This is a genomic window from Streptomyces malaysiense (genome assembly GCF_000980885.2).
Lineage (GTDB): Bacteria > Actinomycetota > Actinomycetes > Streptomycetales > Streptomycetaceae > Streptomyces > Streptomyces malaysiense.
In genome coordinates this window covers 1-21,023 of the sequence record NZ_LBDA02000035.1, presented here as the reverse complement: position 1 = coordinate 21,023, position 21,023 = coordinate 1, and the positions used below count along the sequence as shown (strand labels likewise).

Below are 21,023 nucleotides of genomic sequence, written 5' to 3'. Positions count from 1 at the left end.
TCGTCCCCAACGCCCCCACCCGGCTCACACCTTCGGTTCCACCCGCGCCAGCCGGCGCAGCGCCCCCGGCAGTACCCGGGACAGGAGGTGCGCGCCCCGCGCCTCGGGGGTCACCGGGACCACCGGGCGGTTGTGGACCACCGCGTCCAGGATCGCCGAAGCCACCTTCTCCGGCGGGTAGTTGCGCAGTCCGTACAGGCGGGCGGAGCTCTTCCGCAGGCGGCGCTCCTCGGACTCGTCGGCCCCTGCGAAGCGCGCCGTCGACGTGATGCTGGTGTTGACGATGCCGGGGCAGATCGCCGTGACGCCGATGGACCGGGACGCCAGTTCCGCGCGCAGGCACTCGGAGAGCATGAGGACCGCCGCCTTGGAGGTGCTGTAGGCGGGCAGCACTCGGGAGGGCTGGAACGCGGCGGCGGAAGCGATGTTGACGATGTGGCCGCCCTGGCCCCGCTCGGCCATCCGCGCCCCGAAGAGCCGGCAGCCGTGGATCACACCCCAGAGGTTGACGTCGAGGACCGTGCGCCAGTCCTCGGTGGTCGTGGCGAAGAAGGAGCCGGACAGGCCGATGCCCGCGTTGTTGACCAGCACGTCCAGCACGCCGTACGCGCGGTGGACCCGCTCGGCCAGCTTCTCCATGGCCTGCTCGTCGGAGACGTCCGCCGTCTCGGCCCATGCCTCCGGCGCACCGATCAGCCGGGCGAGTTCCGCGGTGCGGGCCGCCGCCTCCGCGTCCCGGTCGACGGCCACCAGCCGCGCGCCCGCCTCCGCGAACGCGAAGGCCGTCGCCCGGCCGATGCCGCTGCCCGCGCCGGTGATCAGCACCAGCTGCCCGCCGAACCGCGCCGAGTGGGGCCCGCTCGCCGTCGGTTCGGGGTGGCCGCCCTCCACCGAACCCACGAACTCCTCGATCCAGGCGGTCAGCTGGTCCGGCCGGGTACGCGGCGCCCAGTGCCCGGCCGGGATCGTGCGCCGGGTCAGCCGGGGCACCCAGCGGTCCAGGTCGTCGTAGAGCCGCTCGGAGAGGAACGCGTCGTCCTCGGGTGTGATCAGCTGCACCGGCGCGTGCGCGAACGCGTCCGGGCGGGGGTGGGCCAGTCGCGGCCGCACGTTGTCCCGGTACAGCCAGGCGCCGTGGGCCGCGTCGTCGGTCAGGGAAGCGGTCGGGTAGTCGCCGGCGGGGATGCCCTCGCCCCGCTCCAGGATCCTCGGCCAGCGCTTGCCGAGCGGCCCGCGCCAGGCCAGCTCCGGCAGGGCCGGGGTGTGCAGCATGCCCACGTACCAGGACTTGGCGCCCTGGCTGAGGAGCTGGGCCACCCGGCGGGGCGTCGGACGCCTCAGGCGGTCGTTGATCCAGTGCCCGAAGTGGTCGAGGGAGGGCCCGGAGATGGTGGTGAAGGAGGCGATACGGCCCTCGGTGCGGCCGACCGTGACGAACTCCCAGGACTGCACCGAGCCCCAGTCGTGGCCGACGAGGTGCACCGGGCGGTCCGGGCTCACCGCGTCCACCACGGCCAGGAAGTCGTCCGTGAGCTTGGCCAGCGTGAAGCCGCCGCGCAACGGCCGCGGCGCCGTGGAGCGGCCGTGGCCCCGGACGTCGTACAGCACCACGTGGAAGCGCCGCGCGAGGCGCGGGGCCATCTCGGACCACACCTCCTTGCTGTCCGGATAGCCGTGCACCAGGACCACCGTCGGCTGCCGCGCGTCGCCCAGTTCGGCCACGCACAGTTCGATGCCGCCGGTCCGTACCGTGCGCTCGCGCGCACCCGCAAGGGTCGTCACTTCTCCTCCGCCCAGCGCCGCACGTGCGGCAGTTCGTCGTCCAGCCAGAACGCGCTCTGCTCCGGGTCCTTCGAGTCGGTGACCACGAGCAGCTCCTCGAACTTCGCCCCCGTGCCCCGGAAGCCCAGATGCGGTTCGACCGCCCACAGACCCGGCCGCGGCGGGTGGTCCGAGAAGCGGTACGGCGACCACAGCGGCGACCAGCCCTCACGATGGCCGTGCAGCGCGTCCGAGGCGAGGCCCCTGAGGGACCGGGTGCCGAACCCGAAGACATGGGGTGACCAGCGGCGCTGCGCGACCCTGTCCACCTTGTGGGCGATCACACCGAAGGGGTAGGCCCGGTGCCGGTTGGCATAGCCCTGGCCGGCCATCAGCCGCTCCACGTCCTCGTATATCTCGCGCAGCGGACGCCGCTCGCGCACCTCGCGCAGGATCAGCTCCCGGTGCGCCTCCAGGTCGGCCATCAGCCGGTCCTGCACGGGGTTCCCCCCGAGGGACCCCGAGTAGCCGACATCGGCCGTGTATCCCTCGAACACCGGGGCCATGTCCAGGATGAACGGCATGCCGGGCGCCAGCTCGCGGTCGGTCGGGAAGAACTGGAGCGGGATCCGGAAGTCCGTGAACGCCGTACGGTCCCCGAACCAGGCGAAGGGCAGGTGGAACCAGTCCCGCACCCCACGCTCGCGCAGCCACCGCCGCTGCATCCGCGCGGCCTCGCGCTCGGTCACGCCCGGCTCCAGGCGCGCCGCGACCGCCTCCGCGCACTCGTAGGCGAGGCGCTGCACCTTTCTGAATCCCCGCAGCTCGGTGGGGAGTTCACTGCTCACTGCCGTCGTCATGCCGCCTCGTCCCGTGGTCCCGGCCGATTCGCCTCGGCTCCGGTACGCGTTCGTAACTTGACAGAGGAGAATCTGGCAGTTGTTAGAGTTCGCGTCAATAGGCGGGGGCGCGGCTCCGGGACAACTCCGGGTGCCCCTCGGGGAGGGGCGGCCCCTAGGGTCTGTAATACCTGGGTCGGACCCGAAGACGGCTCTGTGGTCTGACGACCGGCGTGGCCGGGATCACTACCGTTCGGTGGGTGACTGTGATCGCGACCGAAAGCCTGAGCAAGCGGTTCCCCCGGGTGACCGCGCTCGACCGGCTGTCCGTGGACATCGGGCCCGGGGTGACCGGACTCGTCGGAGCCAACGGCGCCGGCAAGTCCACCCTGATCAAAATCCTGCTGGGGCTGTCCCCCGCCACCGAGGGCAACGCCCGGGTGCTGGGCATGGACATCGCCACCGAGGGCGCCGCCATCCGCGAACAGGTCGGCTACATGCCGGAGCACGACTGCCTGCCGCCGGACGTCTCGGCGACCGAGTTCGTCGTGCACATGGCCCGCATGTCGGGGCTCCCGCCCACGGCCGCGCGCGAGCGCACCGCGGACACCCTGCGCCATGTCGGCCTCTACGAGGAGCGCTACCGCCCCATCGGCGGCTACTCGACCGGCATGAAGCAGCGCGTGAAGCTCGCGCAGGCCCTGGTGCACGACCCCAAGCTGGTCTTCCTGGACGAGCCGACCAACGGCCTCGACCCGGTCGGCCGCGACGAGATGCTCGGCCTGATCCGCCGTGTCCACACCGACTTCGGCATCTCCGTCCTGGTCACCTCGCACCTGCTGGGCGAGCTGGAGCGGACGTGCGACCACGTGGTCGTCATCGACGGCGGCAAGCTGCTGCGCTCCAGCTCCACCACCGACTTCACCCAGACCACGACCACCCTCGCGATCGAGGTCACCGACAGCGACACCCACCCCGACGGCACCGCCGCGGTCCGCGACGCGCTGCGCGGACGCGGGGTGGAGACCCACCACGAGGGCGCGGGCCTGCCCGGCGCCGGCCACATCCTGCTGCTGACCGCCGCGGGCGAGGAGACGTACGACCTGGTGCGCGACGTGGTCGCGGATCTCGGGCTCGGCCTGGTCCGCATGGAGCAGCGCCGGCACCACATCTCCGAGGTTTTCACCACCGACACCGCCGAAGGCAGCGGCCACCGCGGTGACGAGCAGCGGAAGGAGGCCGTCGGCCATGGCGGTTGAGCAGCACCTGACCCCGCCCCCGGGCGAGACGACCCGGATCCACGACATCGGCTACCGCGGCTACGACGGCCCGCGCCTCGGTCGCGCCTACGCCCGCCGCTCCCTGTACTCGCAGTCCCTGCGCGGTGCCTACGGCCTCGGCCGCTCGGTGAAGTCCAAGGTGCTGCCCATGCTGCTGTTCGCGGTCATGTGCGTGCCCGCCGCCATCATGGTCGCCGTCGCCGTCGCCACCAAGGCGCACGAACTGCCGGTCGCCTACACGCGGTACGCGATCATGCTCCAGGCCGTCATCAGTCTGTACGTCGCCTCCCAGGCGCCCCAGGCCGTCTCCCGCGACCTGCGCTTCAAGACGGTCCCGCTGTACTTCTCGCGGCCGATCGAGACCGCCGACTACGTGCGCGCCAAGTTCGCCGCGCTCGCCTCGGCGGTCTTCATCCTGACCGCGGCCCCCCTGCTGGTGATGTACCTGGGGGCGCTGCTGTCCAAGCTGGGCTTCGCCCACCAGACGAAGGAATTCGCCGAGGGACTGGTCTCCGTGGCCCTGCTCTCCCTGCTCTTCGCCGGCATCGGCCTGGTCATCGCCGCCGTCACCCCGCGCCGCGGCTTCGGCATCGCCGCCGTGATCGCCGTACTGGTCATCACCTACGGGGCGGTCTCCACCCTCCAGGCCATCGCGGAGGTCCGGGGGCACTCCGGCGCCATCCCGTGGATCGGCCTGTTCTCGCCGGTCACCCTGATCGACGGCGTGCAGTCCGCCTTCCTCGGCGCCACCGCCCGAAACCCCGGCGGGGTCGCTCCCTCGACCGGCGAGGGCATCGTCTACGTCCTCGTCGCCCTCGCACTGATCGCCGGCAGCTACGGCCTCCTGGTGCGCCGTTACAAGAAGGTGGGACTGTGACGACCCTCAGCATCGACCACGTCTCCCGCTGGTTCGGCAACGTGGTCGCCGTCAACGACATCACCATGACCATCGGACCCGGCGTGACCGGCCTGCTCGGCCCCAACGGCGCCGGGAAGTCCACCCTGATCAACATGATGGGCGGCTTCCTCGCCCCGTCCACCGGCTCGGTCACGCTCGACGGCCGGCCGGTGTGGCGCAACGAGGAGATCTACCGGCACATCGGCATCGTCCCCGAGCGCGAGGCGATGTACGACTTCCTCACCGGGCGCGAGTTCGTCGTGGCCAACGCGGAGCTGCACGGCCTCGGCGACAAGGCCGCCCAGCGGGCCCTGGCGACCGTCGAGATGGAGTCCGCGCAGGACCGCAGGATCGCCACGTACTCCAAGGGCATGCGCCAGCGCGTGAAGATGGCCAGCGCCCTGGTGCACGACCCGTCGCTGCTCCTGCTGGACGAGCCGTTCAACGGCATGGACCCGCGCCAGCGCATGCAGCTGATGGACCTGCTGCGCAGGATGGGCGACGAGGGCCGCACCGTGCTGTTCTCCTCGCACATCCTGGAGGAGGTCGAGCAGCTCGCCCGGCACATCGAGGTCGTCGTCGCCGGACGGCACGCGGCCAGCGGCGACTACCGCAAGATCCGCCGCCTGATGACCGACCGCCCGCACCGCTACCTGGTGCGCTCCAGCGACGACCGGGCCCTCGCGGCGGCGCTGATCGCCGACCCGTCCACCGCCGGCATCGAGGTCGACCACACGGAGGGCGCGCTGCGCGTCCAGGCCGTCGACTTCGGCCGCTTCACCACTCTGCTGCCGAAGGTCGCCAGGGACCACGGCATCCGGCTGCTCACGGTCTCGCCGTCGGACGAGTCCCTGGAGTCCGTCTTCTCGTACCTGGTCGCGGCGTAGGAGGCCGAAGATGTACGACCCCACAGTCGCCCGGCTCACCTACCGGGCCCTGCTCGGCCGTCGCCGGGCCCTCATCCTCGGCGCGCTGCCGCTGCTGCTCATCGTGATCGCCGTGGCCGTGCGCGCCCTCAGCGGGGCGGACGACCAGACGGCCGCCGACGTGCTCGGCGGGTTCGCGATCGCCACGATGGTGCCGATCATCGGCGTCATCGCCGGTACGGGCGCCATCGGTCCGGAGATCGATGACGGCTCTGTCGTCTATCTGCTGGCCAAACCCCTGAAGCGGCCGACGATCATCTTCACCAAGCTGATCGTGGCCATCGCGGTCACCATGGTGTTCTCCGCGGTGCCCACGATGATCGCGGGGCTGATCCTCAACGGCAACGGCCAGCAGATCGCCGTCGCCTACACGGTGGCCGCGCTGGTGGCCTCCATCGCCTACTCCGCGCTGTTCCTGCTGCTCGGCACGGTGTCCCGGCACGCGGTCGTCTTCGGCCTGGTGTACGCGCTGGTCTGGGAGGCGCTGTTCGGCTCCCTGGTGCCGGGCGCGCGCACGCTGAGCGTGCAGCAGTGGGCGCTCGCGGTCGCGCACAAGGTGACCGGGGGCGACCTGGTGACCTCCGACGTCGGGCTGACGACGGCGGTGGTGCTGCTGGTCGTGGTGACCGTGCTGGCCACCTGGTACGCGGGGCAGAAGCTGCGCTCGCTGAAGCTGGCGGGGGAGGAGTAGGGGCCGCGGGGTCCCCGATCTTTGACGGGGACTTCACCCCCGGCCGGGCACACTGGGCAGATCGTGATGTACGGCTAGGAGGCCGGGGATGGCACAGGAGACAACGGGGGGTGGCGGGGCGTCCGCGGGGGACGCCTTCGAGGGGCTGGTCCTGGACGAGGACTTCGTGCGGGCCGCCGAGGCCTCCGAGCCGTCCGCCCGCGCCCGGATGCTGGCCGCCCGCTGGCGCGCGGAGGCCCCACAGCCCCAGCCCTGGCGCTCCGACGAGCCGCCGGCGGGGTGGTTCTTCAGCAAGGTACGGCGGCGGGGGTGGCGTCGGCGGCGGTGAGCCCGCGGCGCCCCGCGAGGAGCGCGGGCCACGTCGGGACGCCCCCCCCGCGGGCGCGACGGGCCACGGACGGAGCCGTGGTCGGCGGCGCGGGACGCCGGACGGCGGGAGACGCGACGGCGGGAAGCCGCACCGCGGGGAGCCGTAGGGCGGAGGGCCGGACGGCCTACGCCAGCAGACCTTCCAGCACCGCCGCGATCCCGTCCTCCTCGTTCGAGGACGTCACCTCGTCGGCCACCGCCTTGAGCTCCTCGTGGGCGTTGGCCATGGCCACGCCCCGGCAGGCCCACCCGAACATCGGGATGTCGTTCGGCATGTCGCCGAAGGCGATCGTGTCCGTGGCCTTGAGACCGAGGCGGCGCGCGGCCAGGGAGAGCCCCGTCGCCTTGGAGAGGCCGAGCGGCAGGAGTTCCACGATGCCCGCGCCGGCCATCGCGACCGAGACGAAGCCGCCGGCCGCCTGCCGGGCAGCCTCCGCCAGCTCGTCGTCGCCCAGCGTCGGATGCTGGATGTAGATCTTGTTCAGCGGCGCGGCCCAGAGATCGGACGCGTCGGTGAAGGGGACCGCGGGGAGCGGCCCCGCGACGGCGTAGCCGGGCCCCACGAGCACCTCGCCGTCCAGTCCGTCACGGCTCGCGGCGAGGTGCAGCGGACCGACCTCCGCCTCGATCTTGGCCAGTGCCACCGCCGCCAGCTGACGGTCCAGGGTGACGGACGTCAGCAGGCGGTGCGCCCCGGCGTCGTACACCTGGGCGCCCTGGCCGCAGACCGCGAGGCCGTCGTAGCCGAGGTCGTCGAGGACATGACGGGTCCAGGGGACGGCGCGGCCGGTGACGACGATGTGCGCAGCGCCCGCGGCGGCGGCCGCGGTGAGCGCGTCACGGGTGCGCCGGGAGACCGACCCGTCGGGGCGCAGCAGCGTTCCGTCCAGGTCGGTCGCGACCAGCCCGTAGGGGAAGCTCACCTGGCCACCGGCTCCAGGACCTCCCGGCCGCCCAGGTAGGGGCGCAGCACCTCGGGGACCCGGACGGAGCCGTCGGCCAGCTGGTGGTTCTCCAGGATCGCCACGATGGTGCGCGGTACGGCGCACAGCGTGCCGTTGAGCGTGGCGAGCGGCTTGACCTGCTTGCCGTCGCGGACGCGGATGGACAGCCGGCGCGACTGGAACTCGGTGCAGTCCGAGGTCGAGGTCAGCTCGCGGTACTTGCCCTGCGTCGGGATCCACGCCTCGCAGTCGAACTTGCGGGCGGCCGAGGAGCCGAGGTCACCGGAGGCGACGTCGATCACGCGGAACGGCAGCTCCAGCGAGGACAGCCACTGCTTCTCCCACGCCAGCAGGCGCTGGTGCTCGGCCTGGGAGTCCTCGGGGTCGACGTACGAGAACATCTCGACCTTGTCGAACTGGTGCACGCGGAAGATGCCCCGGGTGTCCTTGCCGTGCGAACCGGCCTCACGGCGGAAGCAGGGCGAGAAGCCCGCGTAGCGCAGCGGCAGCTTGTCGGCGTCGAGGATCTCGTCCATGTGGTACGCCGCGAGGGCCACCTCGGAGGTGCCGACCAGGTAGAGGTCGTCCTTGTCGAGGTGGTACACGTCCTGCGCGGCCTGGCCGAGGAAGCCGGTGCCGGCCATGGACTGCGGGCGGACCAGCGCCGGGGTCAGCATCGGGGTGAAGCCGGCCGCGGTGGCCTGGGCCATCGCCGCGTTCACCAGGGCCAGCTCCAGCAGGGCGCCGACACCGGTGAGGAAGTAGAAACGGGAGCCGGAGACCTTGGCGCCGCGCTCGACGTCGATCGCGCCGAGCAGCTGACCGAGTTCCAGGTGGTCCCTGGGCTCGAAGCCCTCGGCACCGAAGTCGCGGACGGTGCCGTGCGTCTCCAGGGTGACGAAGTCCTCCTCGCCGCCGACGGGGACGTCGGGGTGGACGAGGTTGCCGAGCCGCAGCAGCAGCTCGTGGGTCTCGGTGTCGGCCGCGTCGCGCTCCGCGTCGGCGGCCTTGACGTCGGCCTTGAGCTGCTCGGCACGCTTGAGCAGTTCGGCCTTCTCGTCGGCACCGGCCTTGGGGATCAGCTTGCCGAGCTGCTTCTGCTCGGCGCGCAGTTCGTCGAAGCGGACGCCGGAGGACCTGCGCCGCTCGTCGGCAGACAGGAGGGAGTCGACGAGCGCGACGTCCTCTCCACGGGCGCGCTGGGAGGCGCGCACACGGTCGGGGTCCTCACGGAGCTGGCGAAGGTCAATCACAGGCCCAAGGCTACCGGTGTGGGGAGGCCGCTCACGAATCACTATTACGGCGCGCTTTGATTTGCGGCTTACGGTGCGTTATGCGCTAATTGCCAAGCGTGTCAAGGGAAAGTGTCTCACTCCCTGGGACGGAGCAAGTCCCGGGCGCTCGGTTGACTCGATTTCCTTGCGGAGGGCGGGACTTGGCGGCCCGGTTGTCCACAGAAATCCACACCCGGCGGAGAGTTATCCACAGGGTGTGGGGAAGTTCTGTGGATGCGGGAATTGATCACTCCGGATCCGTCGACCGACTTGCAGAATTCCCCGGCCAAAGTGGAGCGACACCCACTTTCGGGTGGAAAACGGTCGCTCCAAAAGATGAACCAAAGGAAACAGGTGGACGAAGGGTGAGTCAGGCGAAGGTCACCCCGTCTGTGCGCTGTGGGGCGATTTGTCGACCGGATCGCGCTTGACTGTCGACTTGTCCCCAGGTCGAGAACTGCGCTTGTGGATAACTTCTGTGGATAACTAGAAGCGGCCGTCCTGGCAGCGCGCCACCCAGTCCGCGGCCCGCATGAACTCCTCGTCCGAGGTCCCCGGCCCCACGGCGCGCACCTCGTCCGGCGTGATGTCGGCGCGCGGGTACGAGCCGAGGAAGCGCACCTCCAGGCAGAGCCGCTTCAGGCCCATCAGGGCCGCCGCCATGCGCCGGTCGGAGATGTGGCCCTCGGCGTCCACGCAGAAGCAGTAGTTGCCGATGCCCTCGCCGGTCGGCCGGGACTGGAGCAGCATCAGGTTGATCCCGCGCGAGGCGAACTCGCCGAGCAGATCGCGCAGTCCGCCGGGATGGTCGGAGCGCTGCCAGAGCACCACCGAGGTCTTGTCGGCGCCGGTCTTCGCGGCGGGCCGGGCCGGACGGCCGACCAGCACGAACCGGGTCTGCGCGTTCTCCGCGTCGTGGATCCCGGTCTCCAGGGCCTCCAGGCCGTACCGGGCGGCGGCGAACTCGCCCGCGAAGGCGGCGTCGTAGCGGCCCTCCTGCACCAGCCGGGCCGCGTCGGCGTTCGAGGCGGCCGACTCCCAGACGGCGTCCGGGAGGTTCGCCCTCAGCCAGTTGCGCACCTGCGGCTGGGCCGCGGGGTGGGCGGAGACCGTCTTGACGTCGGTGAGCCGGGTGCCCGGCCGGACCAGCAGCGCGAAGGTGATGGAGAGCAGCACCTCGCGGTAGATCGTCAGCGGCTCGCCCGCGACCAGGCCGTCCAGGGTGGCGGTGATGCCCCCCTCGACCGAGTTCTCGATCGGGACGAACGCGGCCTCGGCCTCGCCGGCCCGCACCGCGTCCAGCGCGGACTGCACCGACACGTACGGGGTCAGCTCCCGGGTGGCCGCTTCCGGCAGCGTCCGCAGGGCCACCTCGGTGAAGGTGCCCTCGGGACCGAGATACGCATAGCTCGCTGGCATGGTCCTCACCCTAATGGCCGCGGGCCGTCGTAGCTCAGGCGTCTCAAGATGACCACTCGACCGGGTGGTTTGGGAATGGAGAATCCGCGGAGCCGAGGGGGAGTCGGCTGAGGGATCTGCGAGCCCCGGCTCAGCCCTCCAGCAGCCGCTGCCCCACGTACTCGCCCTTCGCCGCCCCGCCCGGCACCGCGAACAGCGCGCTCGACTCGTGCCGGATGAACCGGGTCAGGGCGTCACCCCGGTCGAGCTTGCGCTGCACCGGCACGAAACCGAGCAGCGGGTCCGCCTGCCAGCACACGAAGAGCAGCCCGGCGTCCGGCACCCCGTCCGCGCCGATGCCGTCGTGGTACGAGAACGGCCGCCGCAGCATCGCCGCCCCGCCGTTCTTGTCCGGCCGGGTGATCCGCGCGTGCGCGTTGAGCGCGATCACGTAGTCGCCCTTGGCGTCGGTCTTCTCCAGCTCCATCGGGGACGTCTCGTGTCCCCCGGTCAGCGGCGCCCCGTCCGACTTGCGGCGCCCGACGACCTGCTCCTGGGCGGCGACCGACAGCTTCTCCCAGTCGTCCAGGAGCATTCGGATCCGGCGCACGACGGCATAGGAGCCGTTGGCCATCCACGTGGGCTCGCCCGAGGCGGGCACGAAGATCTGCTTGTCGAAGGCGGCGTCCGTCGGCTTCGGGTTGCCCGTGCCGTCGATCTGGCCCATGAGGTTGCGGGCCGTCATCGGGCGGGCGGTGGCGCCCTGGGCGCGGTTGAAGCCGTTCATCTGCCAGCGCACCCGCGCGGCCGCACCGGCGTCCTTCTGGATCGCGCGCAGGGCGTGGAAGGCGACCAGGGCGTCGTTCGCGCCGATCTGCACCCACAGATCGCCGTCGCTGCGTGCCTTGTCCAGGTGGTCGGAGGAGAAGTCGGGCAGCGGATCGAGGGCGGTGGGCCGCTGCTTCTCCAGGCCGGTGCGGGTGAAAAAGCTGTTCCCGAAGCCGAAGGTGACCGTCAGCGAGGAGGGGCCCGCGTCCCGGGCCACGTCGGTGTCGCCGTGCGGGGCCGGTTCGCCCGCCATCAGCCGCTCGGCCGTCGCCGACCAGCGGCGCAGCAGGGCCGCCGCCTCCTTCCGGCCCGCGCCCGCCGCCAGGTCGAAGGCGATGAGATGGCCGCACGCCTGGAGGTCCTCGGTGATGCCGGGCTGGTGTTTCACGTGAAACATCGCGCGGTCGGAGCCCACCGAGGTGAGCGGGGTCGCCGGGGCGGGCGCGGCGGCATATCCGACGGCTCCGCCCGCCGTGCCGAGCACCAGCCCGGTGGCACCCGCGGTGCCGAGCAGGGCGCGCCGGGAGACACCCCCGGAACGGGCCTCGGACGCCGGGGCCTCGGGGGTACGGGCCTGCTGGGTGGACTGCTCGGTCATGGTGTGGTTCAGCCGATCTGCGCGTTCTTGGAGACGGTCACTTCGTCGATGTCGGAGGTGCGGACGGTGACGTCGATCTTCCAGTCACCGGCCATCGGGATCTGGACCCCGTCCGCCGACCAGTGGCCGGTGGTGATGTGCTCGGGGGTCACGGAGAGCGGGCCGATCTTCTTAGCCTCCAGGGTGAGGGCGATCCTCAGCTCGGGGACGTCGAAGAGCTGTCCGCCGGGCTTGCGGACGAAGACATGCAGGGAGTTGGCGCCCGCGTGGGCGGGGTCGATGTCGAGGGCGACCACGCCCTTGCCGTTCGCGCCGCCCGTGTCGAAGGGCAGGCTCAGGGACAGGCTGCCGTTCGCGGGTGCCGTGACGGTGCCGGTGGCGGCCTTGGCCTCCTGCTCGGTGCGGCCCGGCTCGGTCTGTGTCAGCGCGGTGGTGACGGCGAGCAGGACGACCGCGACGGCGGCCTCGGCGAGCACCGAGCGACGCAGCCCGAAGCGGCCCACGTCGCCGTCCCGGAGCCGCTTTCGCCGGGCGGCGTCCATCGCGGCCCGCTGCCGGGCGAGCTGGGCGGCGCGGCGGGAGTCGCCGGAGCCCTCGGCAGCGGGGCCGGCGGTCGCCTTCGCCGCGCTGACCGACGCCTTCTCGGCCCCCGCGTCGCCGGTGGCCCGTTTCCCTTCCGCGCCCTGGTCCACGAGCCGTCCCGTCCATCGCCGTGACACGGACGCGAGGCCCACCATGACCGCAACCAGGGCGATCTTGGCCAGCAGCAGCTGCCCGTACCGGGTGTCGGTGAAGGCGGACCAGGAACCGAGCTGGCGCCAGGACTGGTAGACGCCGGTGGCGACGAGGGCCACCACGGAGCCGAAGGCCAGCCGGGAGAAGCGGCGCACGGCTGCGGCCTCGACCGGTGTCCCGGCGGGTGCCCGGTACAGGGCGGCCAGCAGCGCCGTGAGCCCGCCCAGCCAGGCGGCGACGGCGAGCAGGTGGACGACGTCGACCGGCATGGCGATGCCCGGCTGGAGTCCCACGGAGGCGTGCTCCGACATCGCCCAGCTGGTCGCGAGCCCGGCCGCCACGACCACGCCCCCGGCCCCGAGCCCGAAGGTCAGGTCCCGCTTCTCGGTGCCCTCCTCGCGCCGCTGGTACGTGCCGAAGAGGACGGCGATGAACAGCGCGGCGGCGGCGAGCAGCAGCAGCCGGGAGACCAGCGCGGCCCCCGGCTTGGTCTCCAGCACCTGGCCGAGCAGCCCGAGGTCGAAGACGTCGGCGACCTTCCCGGAGGTGGTGTACGAGCCGCGCAGGAGCAGCAGCCACAGGGTGGCCGCGGTCAGCGCCAGCCAGCCGCCGACGACCAGCCGTTGCAGCGCCCGTACGCCCGCGCCGCGGCGCCAGCACAGGAGCACGAAGGCCGCGCCGCCCACGAGCACGATGTAACCGGCGTACGACACGTAGCGTCCGACCTGGTAGAGGCCGCCGACGACCCCGCCGCCCACGGTCGGTCCGGTGCCGGAGACCACGGTCCGCGACGGCGCCCCGATGGAGAAGGTGTAGGCGCCGGCCACCGGGTGGCTGTCGGCGGAGACGACCTCGTAGGTGACCGTGTACGTGCCCTTGCCGAGGCCGCCCTTGAGCCGCACGGCGTACGTCGTTCCGCGGACGTTGCCGGGGGCGCCGGTCTGGACGGCCCTGCCTTTGGGATCGAGGACGCGCAGCGAGTCGCCGTTCATCGCGACCTTCTCGGAGAAGGTGAGCGAGACCTGGGCGGGCGGCTGCTGGACCACCGCCCCCTGCGCGGGGTCGCTGCCGGTCAGCGCCGCGTGGGCGGAGGCCGGTGCGGCGCCCGCGAGCAGGGCGCCCAGGGCGGCGAGGAACAGCAGCACCAGGGTCCGCGGGCGGGGGGCGGTGGTCCGGGTCACGGTGGTCCCTTCCCTCAGTTGCCGGTCGTCGGGTGGTACGTGGCGGACTTCACCGGCATCTCGACGGTGAGGGGGCCGCTCTTGGCGAAGGTGAGCTTCAGGGTGACCGTCTGGCCCTGCTTCGGCCGGTGCCGGAGCTGCTCGAACATCAGGTGGTTGCCACCACTTCTGAAGACGAGCCGGCCGTGGGCGGGTATGGCGAAGGAGGACTGCTCCCGCATCTCGCCGCCCATGGTGCTGTGCATGGTGACCTGGCCGGCGGGGCTGCTCACCGAGGTCAGCTCGTCCTTCGTGCCGCCCTTGTTGGTGATCGTCAGGAAGCCCGCGGCCATGTCGGCGGAGACGGGCTGCGGCATGTAGGAGCCGCTCACCGACAGTTCGGCCTTCGAGGAGCCCGAGCCGGAGCAGCCCGCGAGAGCCAGCGCGCCCGCGAGTGCCGTGGCCAGGACGAGGGGACGGCGGTTCACGGCTTGGCCCCCCGGACGAGCTTGGGCAGGTCCTTGATGTAGTCGTCGACCGTGGCGCTGTCACTCATCAGGACGTACCCGCCGCCGGTCTTCGGCGAGAAGGCGATGACCTGGGTGCCGTGCACGGAGACGAGCTTGCCGTTCTTGTCCTTCTTCGTCGCCTCGACGGAGATTCCGACGGAGCGGGCGGCGGCCTGGACGGTCTTGAAGTCGCCGGTCAGGCCGATGAACCGCGGGTCGATGCCCTTGAGCCAGCTGCCGAGCGCGGCCGGGGTGTCGCGGCCGGGGTCGGTGGTGACGAACACGACCCGCAGATCGTCGCGCTGGGCGGGGGTCAGCGACTTCTGCGCGGCGACGGCGATGTTGCTCATCGTCGTCGGGCAGATGTCCGGGCAGTGTGTGTAGCCGAAGTAGAGCAGGGTCGGGTGGCCCTGGGTCTCCTTGCGGAGGTCGTACTTCTTGCCGTGGGTGTCCGTGAGGACCAGGCCGGGCTTGTCCCAGGGCTGGTCGAGGACGGTGGCGGGGCCGAGTCGTCCCGAGTCCTGCGAGACCGCGGAGACCGGCGACTGGCTGGTGGCGTCCTGGCTGCCGCAGGCGGAGAGGGCCAGGGTGGCGGCGGCGAGCAGCGCGGCCGCGGCGAACGTCTTCTTGCGCATAGAGAAATGTCCCAGATGTGAGAACTCCGGCGCGCGCCGGGGTCGTACGGGGGCCAAGCCTGGCACGGCCCCGGCGCGCGCCGCGGAACGGTGGGGCTAGTGCCTCTCGTTCGGATCATGCCGGGCTCGCTGATCCGGCCTGACCCAAACGAAAGACCCTAGGCGGTGCGGCGCCGGCCGGCGAGGATGCCGTAGGCCACACCCGCGGCACCGACGACGATGCCGGCGACGCCGAGCACCCGGGCGGTGGTGTCACTGCTGTCGCCGGAGCCCGGGGCGGCGGCCGTGTCCTCCTTCTTGTCGTCGGACGCGCCCTGGGCGGTGGCCGTGCCGTGCTCGTCGGCCGCGGCGGCCAGCTGGAGCACCGGGGCCGGGTTCCGCGGCTCGTCCTGGCCTTCCTGCGGCACCTGGATCCAGCGCACGACCTCCTTGTCGGAGTACGTCTGGAGCGCCTTGAACACCAGCTGGTCGGTGTTGTCGGGCAGGGCGCCGACGGAGAGCGGGAACTTCTGGAAGTAGCCGGGCTCGATGCCCTTGCCGTCGGCGGTCCAGGTGACCTTGGTGACGGCCTGGTCGATCTTGTCGCCGTGCACGGTCAGCGGCTCGGCGAGCTTGGATTTGGTGAGCTGCACGTTCCAGCCCGGGACGGGCTGGGCCATGACGGAGGCCAGCGGGTGATCGGTGGGGAGGGTCACCTCGACCTTGGTGGTCGAGGCGTTGTCACGCTCGTTGGGGACCTTGAAGTCGACGACCGCGTAGCCGCCCTTGGCCGCGGCGCCCTCGGGCTGCACGGTCACATGCGCGAAGGCGGGAGCGGACAGGGCGAGCACGGCGGTGCCGGCGACGGCGGCACCGGCGGTGACACGGGCGGCCGTACGGCGGGTGGCGAGACGGCCGGCGATGCCGGGGACGAGCTGGGAAGCCTGCATGGCAGGAGCACTCCTGATGAGAGTTCCGGTCGGGAAGGAGGGCGCGCGGGTGCGCGCGGGCCGCGCGACGGCGGCCGTCTCTCCGGATCCCGGAACTGTCCCGGGGCAGGGGCGGGCGCGTCGCGTCAGGCGGCGAGTCGCAGTCCGGCGGCGGGCGGACCGCGCCGGATCACCGAGTGCTGGAGTGCGAGGGTGGCGGGTGCGGGCGGCTCGTCCCGGTCGCCGCGACGGGCGCGCGGGGCGGGCCCGGCCTGGGTCAGCAGTCCGGCGCACAGGGCACCCACCAGGGCCAGCGCCGCGCGCAGGGACCGTACGAGCGCGGTCTCGGCGACCTCGTGGGCCGACAGCCGCAGCAGTCGCAGTACGGCCAGGTCGCCGCGGCGCAGCAGCCAGCCGACGGCGACGGCCGCGAGGAGGTGGCCGAGCAGCATCGGCAGTGAGGGCAGCAGCGCGGCGGAGGCGCCGGTGGCGTCGGCCGGGTGCGGCACGGGCAGCGGGGCCCCGGCCACGGGGTGGCCCGAGCGGTCGATGAGGCGGGCGGTGAGCAGGACGTGGAAGGCGTGGCCGGGGGTGAGCGCGGCGGCGTTAGCCCCGCACAGCAGCCGGGTGGCCTGTTCGACCAGGGCGGCGTCGCCGAGCGCGGCAGCGCCCGGAGCGCTCTGCCCCGCCGCCGGCGTCCCGCCCATGGCCATGCCCGCACCGTGCTGGCCCAGGCCGAACAGGGTGTGCAGCACGATCTGGCCGAGGGCGAGGAGCGCCGCGATGCCCGGCAGCGAGCGGGCCCGTCCGGCGAGCGGGATCACGAGCAGCAGGGAGCAGAGGAAGCCGACGCCGAGCGTCCACAGCGGCACGCTCGCGCAGGAGGCCAGGGTGTGCCCGGCCGCGGCCAGCACGACGCAGACCGCGGCGAAGACCGCGGCCCGCAGCATCCGGAGCCCGGCTCCGGGACGCGCCGTGCGCGCGTGGGGGGCAGACATGGCGGGCTCATCATCCCATCGCGCCCCGCGCAGTCCTACGTCAGGTCCGGGCAATACGTGCCCCTTCCGGCCGAAGGGGTACGTCCCGCATACACTGATTCCTCCCGGGACACATCGGCTGTATGGGCGGAGTCACGTCAACGCGGTGCTTACGGCCATCTATGGGCGGCAATAGGTATCGGTATGTCGAGCCGCGGCCTGGAGGCTGGAGCATGAGCATCTGGTGGTCACTCCATCTGCGCCGCGAGGCCGCGAGTGTGCCGCTCGCGCGGCGGCTCCTGATCGGCACGATGGAGACGGCCGGCGTGGATCCGGACATCTCCTACGACCTCTCCGTCGCCCTCAGCGAGGCGTGCGCGAACGCGGTGGAGCACGGCGGCGACGACGGCACCTCGGCGGTGTACCGGGTGACCGCGTACCTCGACGGGGAGAAGTGCCGCATCGAGGTGGCCGACTCGGGCCCCGGCTTCCAGCACCCGCTCGCCACCCGTGGACTGCGCCCCGCCCGTCCGGACGCCGAGCACGGCCGCGGCCTCTGCCTCATCCGCGAACTCGCCGACCACGTCCACATCGGCCCCGATCCCGGCCGGCACGGCACGCTGGTGAGCTTCGACAAGATCCTCAAGTGGCGCGACGACGCTCCGCTGTTGGCGGTGTAGCCCGGCCCCGCATAGTGGGGGCATGAACATCGACGACGGGGAGACGGCGGCCGGGGTGACGCTGCGGGCGCTCGGCGCCGGGGACGCGGAGGCGCTGGCGCGGGCGTACACGGTCGACCGGGAGCACCTCGCGCCCTGGGAGCCGGTGCGGCCGGACGCCTTCTTCACGCCGGAGGGGCAGCGGGAGCGGATCGAGGGGCTGCTGCGGCAGCGCGGCGAGGGCTCCGTGGTGCCCTGGGTGTTCGAGGAGACGGACGGGCGGATCGTCGGGACCATCACCCTGACGGGGATCTCCCGGGGTCCCTTCTGCAGCGCCTACCTCGGCTACTGGGTCGCCGCGGACCGGCAGGGCCGGGGGCTGGCGAGCGCGGCCGTCACGCGGGTGTGCGGGCTCGCGCGGGACACCGTGGGCCTGCACCGGATCGAGGCGTCCACGCTGGTGGAGAACACCCGATCGCAGCGGGTGCTGATGAAGTGCGGGTTCGAGCCGATCGGCACGGCGCCCAAGTACCTGCACATCAACGGTGACTGGCGGGACTGCAGGCTCTTCCAGCGCGTCCTGCACGACGGCGCCCCGTAGCGGCACGGCCGACCGGCGGCCTACCCGCGGACGAACACGACGGGGAACGAGGACGGCGGGGTGCCCGTCGGCACCCCGCCGTCCCGCCACGGGTTCAGCCCTTCAGCGCGGCCATCCACGCCTCGACCTCGTCGGAGCGCCGCGGCAGACCGGCCGAGAGGTTCCGGTTGCCGTCCTCCGTCACCAGGATGTCGTCCTCGATCCGGACGCCCACGCCCCGGTACTCCTCGGGCACGGTCAGGTCGTCGGCCTGGAAGTACAGGCCCGGCTCGACCGTGAGGACCATGCCCGGCTCCAGGACGCCGTCCACGTACGTCTCGGTGCGCGCGACCGCGCAGTCGTGGACGTCCATGCCGAGCATGTGACCGGTGCCGTGCAGGGTCCAGCGGCGCTGGAGGCCCAGCTCCAGGACACGCTCGACCGGGCCCTCGACCAGGCCCCATTCGACCAGCTTCTCGGCCAGCACCCGCTGGGCCGCGTCGTGGAAGTCGCGGTACTTGGCACCCGGCCGCACCGCGGCGATGCCGGCCTCCTGGGCCTCGTACACCGCGTCGTACACCTTCCTCTGGAGCTCGCTGTACCTGCCGTTGACCGGCAGCGTGCGCGTGACGTCGGCGGTGTAGAGGGTGTGCGTCTCCACGCCGGCGTCGAGCAGCAGCAGGTCGCCGGAGCGGACCGGGCCGTCGTTGCGGACCCAGTGCAGGGTGCAGGCGTGCGGGCCGGCGGCACAGATCGAGCCGTAGCCGATGTCGTTGCCCTCGACGCGGGCGCGCAGGAAGAAGGTGCCCTCGATGTAGCGCTCGCTGGTGGCCTCGGCCTTGTCGAGGACCTTCACCACGTCCTCGAAACCGCGCACCGTGGAGTCGACGGCCTTCTGGAGCTCACCGATCTCGAAGGCGTCCTTGACCAGGCGCAGCTCGGAGAGGAAGACGCGCAGCTCCTCGTCGCGCTCGGCGGTGACCTTGTCGGTCAGGGCCGCCTCGATGCCGGCGTCGTAGCCGCGCACGACGCGCACCGGGCCGGTGGCCTCGGCCAGCTTCCGCGCCAGCTCGCGGACGTCGGCGGCGGGGATGCCGTACAGCGACTCGGACTCGGCGAGGGAGTGACGGCGGCCGACCCACAGCTCGCCCTGGCCGTCGAGCCAGAACTCGCCGTTCGCGCGGTCGGAGCGGGGCAGCAGGTAGATCGTCGCCGTGTGGCCCTCGCCCGCGGGCTCCAGCACGAGGACGCCGTCCTCCGTCTGGTTGCCGGTGAGGTACGCGTACTCGACGGAGGAACGGAAGGCGTACTCCGTGTCGTTCGAGCGGGTCTTCAGGTTGCCCGCCGGGATCACCAGGCGCTCGCCCGGGAAGCGTGCGGAGAGCGCGGCGCGGCGGCGCGCGGTCTCGGCGGCCTGCTCGACGGGCTTCAGGTCACGCAGCTCGGTGTCGGCCCAGCCGGACTGCATGTTCTCGGCCAGCTCGTCGGAGACGCCCGGGTACAGGCCGTTCTTCCGCTGCTTGATGGGCTCCTCGGACTCGGTTTCCGGGGTCTCCGGAATGAGCTCGTCGGCCACGTGTTCCTCCTCGGTACGGCGTGTGATCTCCCCCGGGGCGGTCCGTGCGGCTCGCCACGATGGGGTCACTGCGTCCGAGCCGGGGACCTCCATCATCGTACGGTCGTACCGGGACGGGATTCGGGGCGGAGGCCACGTCATGCCTGGTCACCGCCCGGTCACTGAGCGGTGATGCCGGCCCGGGGGTGCCGTCCGGCTCAGTCGAAGCGGGCCGCCAGCAGCACCACGTCCTCCGTGCCGTCGGCGGCGTCCGGGCCGTCCGGCAGCACCGTGCGCAGCACATGGTCGGCGATGGCCCCCGGATCCTGCCGCAGCGCCCGCGGGACGCTCGCGGCGGCCGAGTGCAGCCGGGCGAAGGCGCGGTCCATGCGGTCGCCGGTGCGGTGCAGCAGCCCTTCGGTGTAGAGCAGAACCGTCTCTCCCGCTTCGGCCTGGATCTCCACGCTGGGCGCCTCCCAGCACGAGAGCATGCCGAGCGGCGCGGAGACGGAGGTCTCGGCGAACTCGGTGCGCCGCTCGCCGGTCAGCAGCGGCGGGCTGTGTCCGGCACCCGCCAGGGTGATCCGGCGCAGCGCGGGCTCGCAGTAGGCGAACAGGGCGGTGGCCGAGCGGGCGGGCTCGGTCAGCCGCAGCAGCAGCTCCAGGTCGGACAGGACGGCGACCGGGTCCTCGCCCTCCATCACGGCGTACGCGCGCAGTGAGGCGCGCAGCCGGCCGCCGGCGGCCACGGCGCTCGGCCCCGAACCGGTGACCGAGCCGACCGACAGGCCGAGCGCCGCGTCCGGCAGGGGCAGCGCGTCGTACCAGTCGCCGCCGCCACGTGGTCCGGTGCGGTGCCGGGCGGCGAGCTGGACGCCGGGCACCCGGGGCAGCCGGGAGGGCAGCAGTTCCTCGGTGATCGTCGCGACGCACGCGCGGGTGTTCTCCACCTCCCGCAGCCTGGCCAGGTGTTCGGTGGCGTGCCGGACGTACAGGCCCGCGAGATGGCGCTGCCGTTCATGGGGTTCGGCGGGTTCGTCGTAGAGCCAGACGGCGGCGCCGAGGCGGCCGGCGCTGTCGGTGGCGAGCGGCAGGGCGTAGCTGGCGGCGTAGCCGAGGCGGGCGGCGACCTCGCGGTGCCGGGGGTCGAGGTCGTCCTCGGCGAACAGGTCGGGGTGGACGATCTCGGCGCTGCCCGCGGTGTCGTACGGCAGCGCGCCGCGCGGCACGGTCTCCAGGTGGCCGAGGTCGGCGCGGCCGAGACCGAGGCCGCGGGTGGCGCGGGGGCCGAGTCCGTCGCCGGGCTCCAGGACGACGAGGCCGCGGCGGGCGCCGACGAGGGCGGCCGTGGCCCGCAGCAGTTCGTCGAGGGCGGGCTCCAACGCGCTGGTACGGGTGAGCCGTTCGGTGAGTTCGTGCAGCGTGGTGAGGTCGGAGACCCAGCCGGCGAGGCGGTCCTGGAGGAGGGTGCCGGGGGCGGGGACCGGGGGGTGCGGGGC

General features: G+C 72.4%; 20 protein-coding genes. 7 read left to right on the top strand and 13 right to left on the bottom strand.

All coding sequences use genetic code 11. The annotated features are described in order from the left end of the window. Positions 1–24: 24 nt before the first annotated feature. Both VT52_RS16005 and VT52_RS16000 read right to left on the bottom strand, forming a co-directional pair. Positions 25–1,782 carry an SDR family oxidoreductase gene (locus VT52_RS16005; protein ID WP_046418708.1) on the bottom strand — a complete coding sequence of 586 codons (1,758 nt, stop codon included), beginning with the start codon at positions 1,780–1,782 and terminating at the stop codon, positions 25–27. Continuing rightward, positions 1,779–2,621 carry a M24 family metallopeptidase gene (locus tag VT52_RS16000; protein ID WP_046418707.1) on the bottom strand — a complete coding sequence of 281 codons (843 nt, stop codon included), beginning with the start codon at positions 2,619–2,621 and terminating at the stop codon, positions 1,779–1,781. Before VT52_RS16000 ends, VT52_RS16005 begins: the two co-directional genes overlap by 4 nt. A 245-nt stretch (positions 2,622–2,866) precedes the next feature. Here VT52_RS16000 and VT52_RS15995 point away from each other — a divergent pair, with 245 nt between their 5' ends. From VT52_RS15995 to VT52_RS15975, 5 genes are all read left to right on the top strand, one after another. Continuing rightward, a complete protein-coding gene (locus VT52_RS15995) occupies positions 2,867–3,859 on the top strand; it encodes an ABC transporter ATP-binding protein (RefSeq protein ID WP_046418706.1) in 993 nt (330 codons plus the stop codon). Continuing rightward, on the top strand, positions 3,849–4,757 hold the full coding sequence (locus tag VT52_RS15990) for a membrane protein (protein ID WP_046418705.1): 909 nt from the start codon (positions 3,849–3,851) through the stop codon (positions 4,755–4,757). The genes VT52_RS15995 and VT52_RS15990 overlap by 11 nt, the downstream gene beginning before the upstream one ends. Further along, positions 4,754–5,665 (top strand): ABC transporter ATP-binding protein, encoded by a 912-nt coding sequence (locus VT52_RS15985; protein WP_046418702.1) that lies wholly within the window; start codon positions 4,754–4,756, stop codon positions 5,663–5,665. The genes VT52_RS15990 and VT52_RS15985 overlap by 4 nt, the downstream gene beginning before the upstream one ends. Positions 5,666–5,675: 10 nt before the next feature. After that, positions 5,676–6,395, top strand: coding sequence for an ABC transporter permease subunit (locus tag VT52_RS15980; protein WP_046418699.1), 720 nt, complete (start codon positions 5,676–5,678; stop codon positions 6,393–6,395). Positions 6,396–6,483: 88 nt separating this feature from the next. Next, positions 6,484–6,723 (top strand): SGM_3592 family protein, encoded by a 240-nt coding sequence (locus tag VT52_RS15975; RefSeq protein ID WP_046418697.1) that lies wholly within the window; start codon positions 6,484–6,486, stop codon positions 6,721–6,723. Between the two features lie 166 nt (positions 6,724–6,889). Here the strand turns inward: VT52_RS15975 and VT52_RS15970 are convergent, their stop codons facing one another. The 9 genes from VT52_RS15970 to VT52_RS15930 all read right to left on the bottom strand — a co-directional run bounded on the left by VT52_RS15970 (position 6,890) and on the right by VT52_RS15930 (position 16,751). After that, positions 6,890–7,687 (bottom strand): HAD family hydrolase, encoded by a 798-nt coding sequence (locus VT52_RS15970; protein WP_046418694.1) that lies wholly within the window; start codon positions 7,685–7,687, stop codon positions 6,890–6,892. Then, complete coding sequence (gene serS, locus VT52_RS15965) at positions 7,684–8,961, bottom strand: serine--tRNA ligase (RefSeq protein WP_046418693.1); 1,278 nt, start codon at positions 8,959–8,961, stop codon at positions 7,684–7,686. The genes VT52_RS15970 and serS overlap by 4 nt, the downstream gene beginning before the upstream one ends. A 507-nt stretch (positions 8,962–9,468) precedes the next feature. Next, positions 9,469–10,401, bottom strand: coding sequence for a prephenate dehydratase (pheA, locus tag VT52_RS15960; RefSeq protein ID WP_046418691.1), 933 nt, complete (start codon positions 10,399–10,401; stop codon positions 9,469–9,471). A gap of 130 nt (positions 10,402–10,531) precedes the next feature. Beyond that, complete coding sequence (efeB, locus tag VT52_RS15955) at positions 10,532–11,806, bottom strand: iron uptake transporter deferrochelatase/peroxidase subunit (protein WP_046418688.1); 1,275 nt, start codon at positions 11,804–11,806, stop codon at positions 10,532–10,534. An 8-nt stretch (positions 11,807–11,814) separates the two neighbouring features. Next, complete coding sequence (locus VT52_RS15950; protein WP_046418686.1) at positions 11,815–13,722, bottom strand: copper resistance CopC/CopD family protein; 1,908 nt, start codon at positions 13,720–13,722, stop codon at positions 11,815–11,817. A gap of 14 nt (positions 13,723–13,736) precedes the next feature. Then, entirely contained in the window at positions 13,737–14,189 is a 453-nt protein-coding gene (locus VT52_RS15945) for a copper chaperone PCu(A)C (protein ID WP_046418683.1), read from the bottom strand. Next, entirely contained in the window at positions 14,186–14,845 is a 660-nt protein-coding gene (locus VT52_RS15940; protein ID WP_046418681.1) for an SCO family protein, read from the bottom strand. Before VT52_RS15940 ends, VT52_RS15945 begins: the two co-directional genes overlap by 4 nt. A gap of 158 nt (positions 14,846–15,003) precedes the next feature. Beyond that, positions 15,004–15,774 (bottom strand): YcnI family copper-binding membrane protein, encoded by a 771-nt coding sequence (locus VT52_RS15935; protein WP_046418677.1) that lies wholly within the window; start codon positions 15,772–15,774, stop codon positions 15,004–15,006. 125 nt (positions 15,775–15,899) lie between these two features. Next, positions 15,900–16,751 (bottom strand): hypothetical protein, encoded by an 852-nt coding sequence (locus VT52_RS15930; protein ID WP_046418676.1) that lies wholly within the window; start codon positions 16,749–16,751, stop codon positions 15,900–15,902. Positions 16,752–16,963: 212 nt separating this feature from the next. Here VT52_RS15930 and VT52_RS15925 point away from each other — a divergent pair, with 212 nt between their 5' ends. After that, the gene (locus VT52_RS15925) at positions 16,964–17,410 is read left to right on the top strand and encodes an ATP-binding protein (protein ID WP_046418674.1); all 447 of its coding nucleotides are present in this window, start codon (positions 16,964–16,966) and stop codon (positions 17,408–17,410) included. Between the two features lie 22 nt (positions 17,411–17,432). Continuing rightward, a complete protein-coding gene (locus tag VT52_RS15920) occupies positions 17,433–17,990 on the top strand; it encodes a GNAT family N-acetyltransferase (RefSeq protein WP_046418671.1) in 558 nt (185 codons plus the stop codon). Between the two features lie 94 nt (positions 17,991–18,084). Here the strand turns inward: VT52_RS15920 and VT52_RS15915 are convergent, their stop codons facing one another. Next, positions 18,085–19,545, bottom strand: a complete 1,461-nt coding sequence (locus tag VT52_RS15915) for an aminopeptidase P family protein (protein WP_046418669.1) — start codon at positions 19,543–19,545, stop codon at positions 18,085–18,087. A 197-nt stretch (positions 19,546–19,742) separates the two neighbouring features. Next, positions 19,743–21,023 (bottom strand): PP2C family protein-serine/threonine phosphatase (locus VT52_RS15910; RefSeq protein WP_071387452.1); only part of this gene is annotated, 1,281 nt, incomplete at its 5' end.

Excerpts from the sequence above, each read along its gene's own strand:
- VT52_RS16000 (WP_046418707.1), bottom strand. The coding sequence starts at position 2,621 with ATGACGACGGCAGTGAGCAGTGAACTCCCCACCGAGCTGCGGGGATTC.
- VT52_RS15990 (WP_046418705.1), top strand. The coding sequence starts at position 3,849 with ATGGCGGTTGAGCAGCACCTGACCCCGCCCCCGGGCGAGACGACCCGG.
- VT52_RS15980 (WP_046418699.1), top strand. The coding sequence starts at position 5,676 with ATGTACGACCCCACAGTCGCCCGGCTCACCTACCGGGCCCTGCTCGGC.
- VT52_RS15975 (WP_046418697.1), top strand. The coding sequence starts at position 6,484 with ATGGCACAGGAGACAACGGGGGGTGGCGGGGCGTCCGCGGGGGACGCC.
- pheA (WP_046418691.1), bottom strand. The coding sequence starts at position 10,401 with ATGCCAGCGAGCTATGCGTATCTCGGTCCCGAGGGCACCTTCACCGAG.
- efeB (WP_046418688.1), bottom strand. The coding sequence starts at position 11,806 with ATGACCGAGCAGTCCACCCAGCAGGCCCGTACCCCCGAGGCCCCGGCG.
- VT52_RS15940 (WP_046418681.1), bottom strand. The coding sequence starts at position 14,845 with ATGCGCAAGAAGACGTTCGCCGCGGCCGCGCTGCTCGCCGCCGCCACC.
- VT52_RS15935 (WP_046418677.1), bottom strand. The coding sequence starts at position 15,774 with ATGCAGGCTTCCCAGCTCGTCCCCGGCATCGCCGGCCGTCTCGCCACC.
- VT52_RS15930 (WP_046418676.1), bottom strand. The coding sequence starts at position 16,751 with ATGTCTGCCCCCCACGCGCGCACGGCGCGTCCCGGAGCCGGGCTCCGG.
- VT52_RS15925 (WP_046418674.1), top strand. The coding sequence starts at position 16,964 with ATGAGCATCTGGTGGTCACTCCATCTGCGCCGCGAGGCCGCGAGTGTG.
- VT52_RS15920 (WP_046418671.1), top strand. The coding sequence starts at position 17,433 with ATGAACATCGACGACGGGGAGACGGCGGCCGGGGTGACGCTGCGGGCG.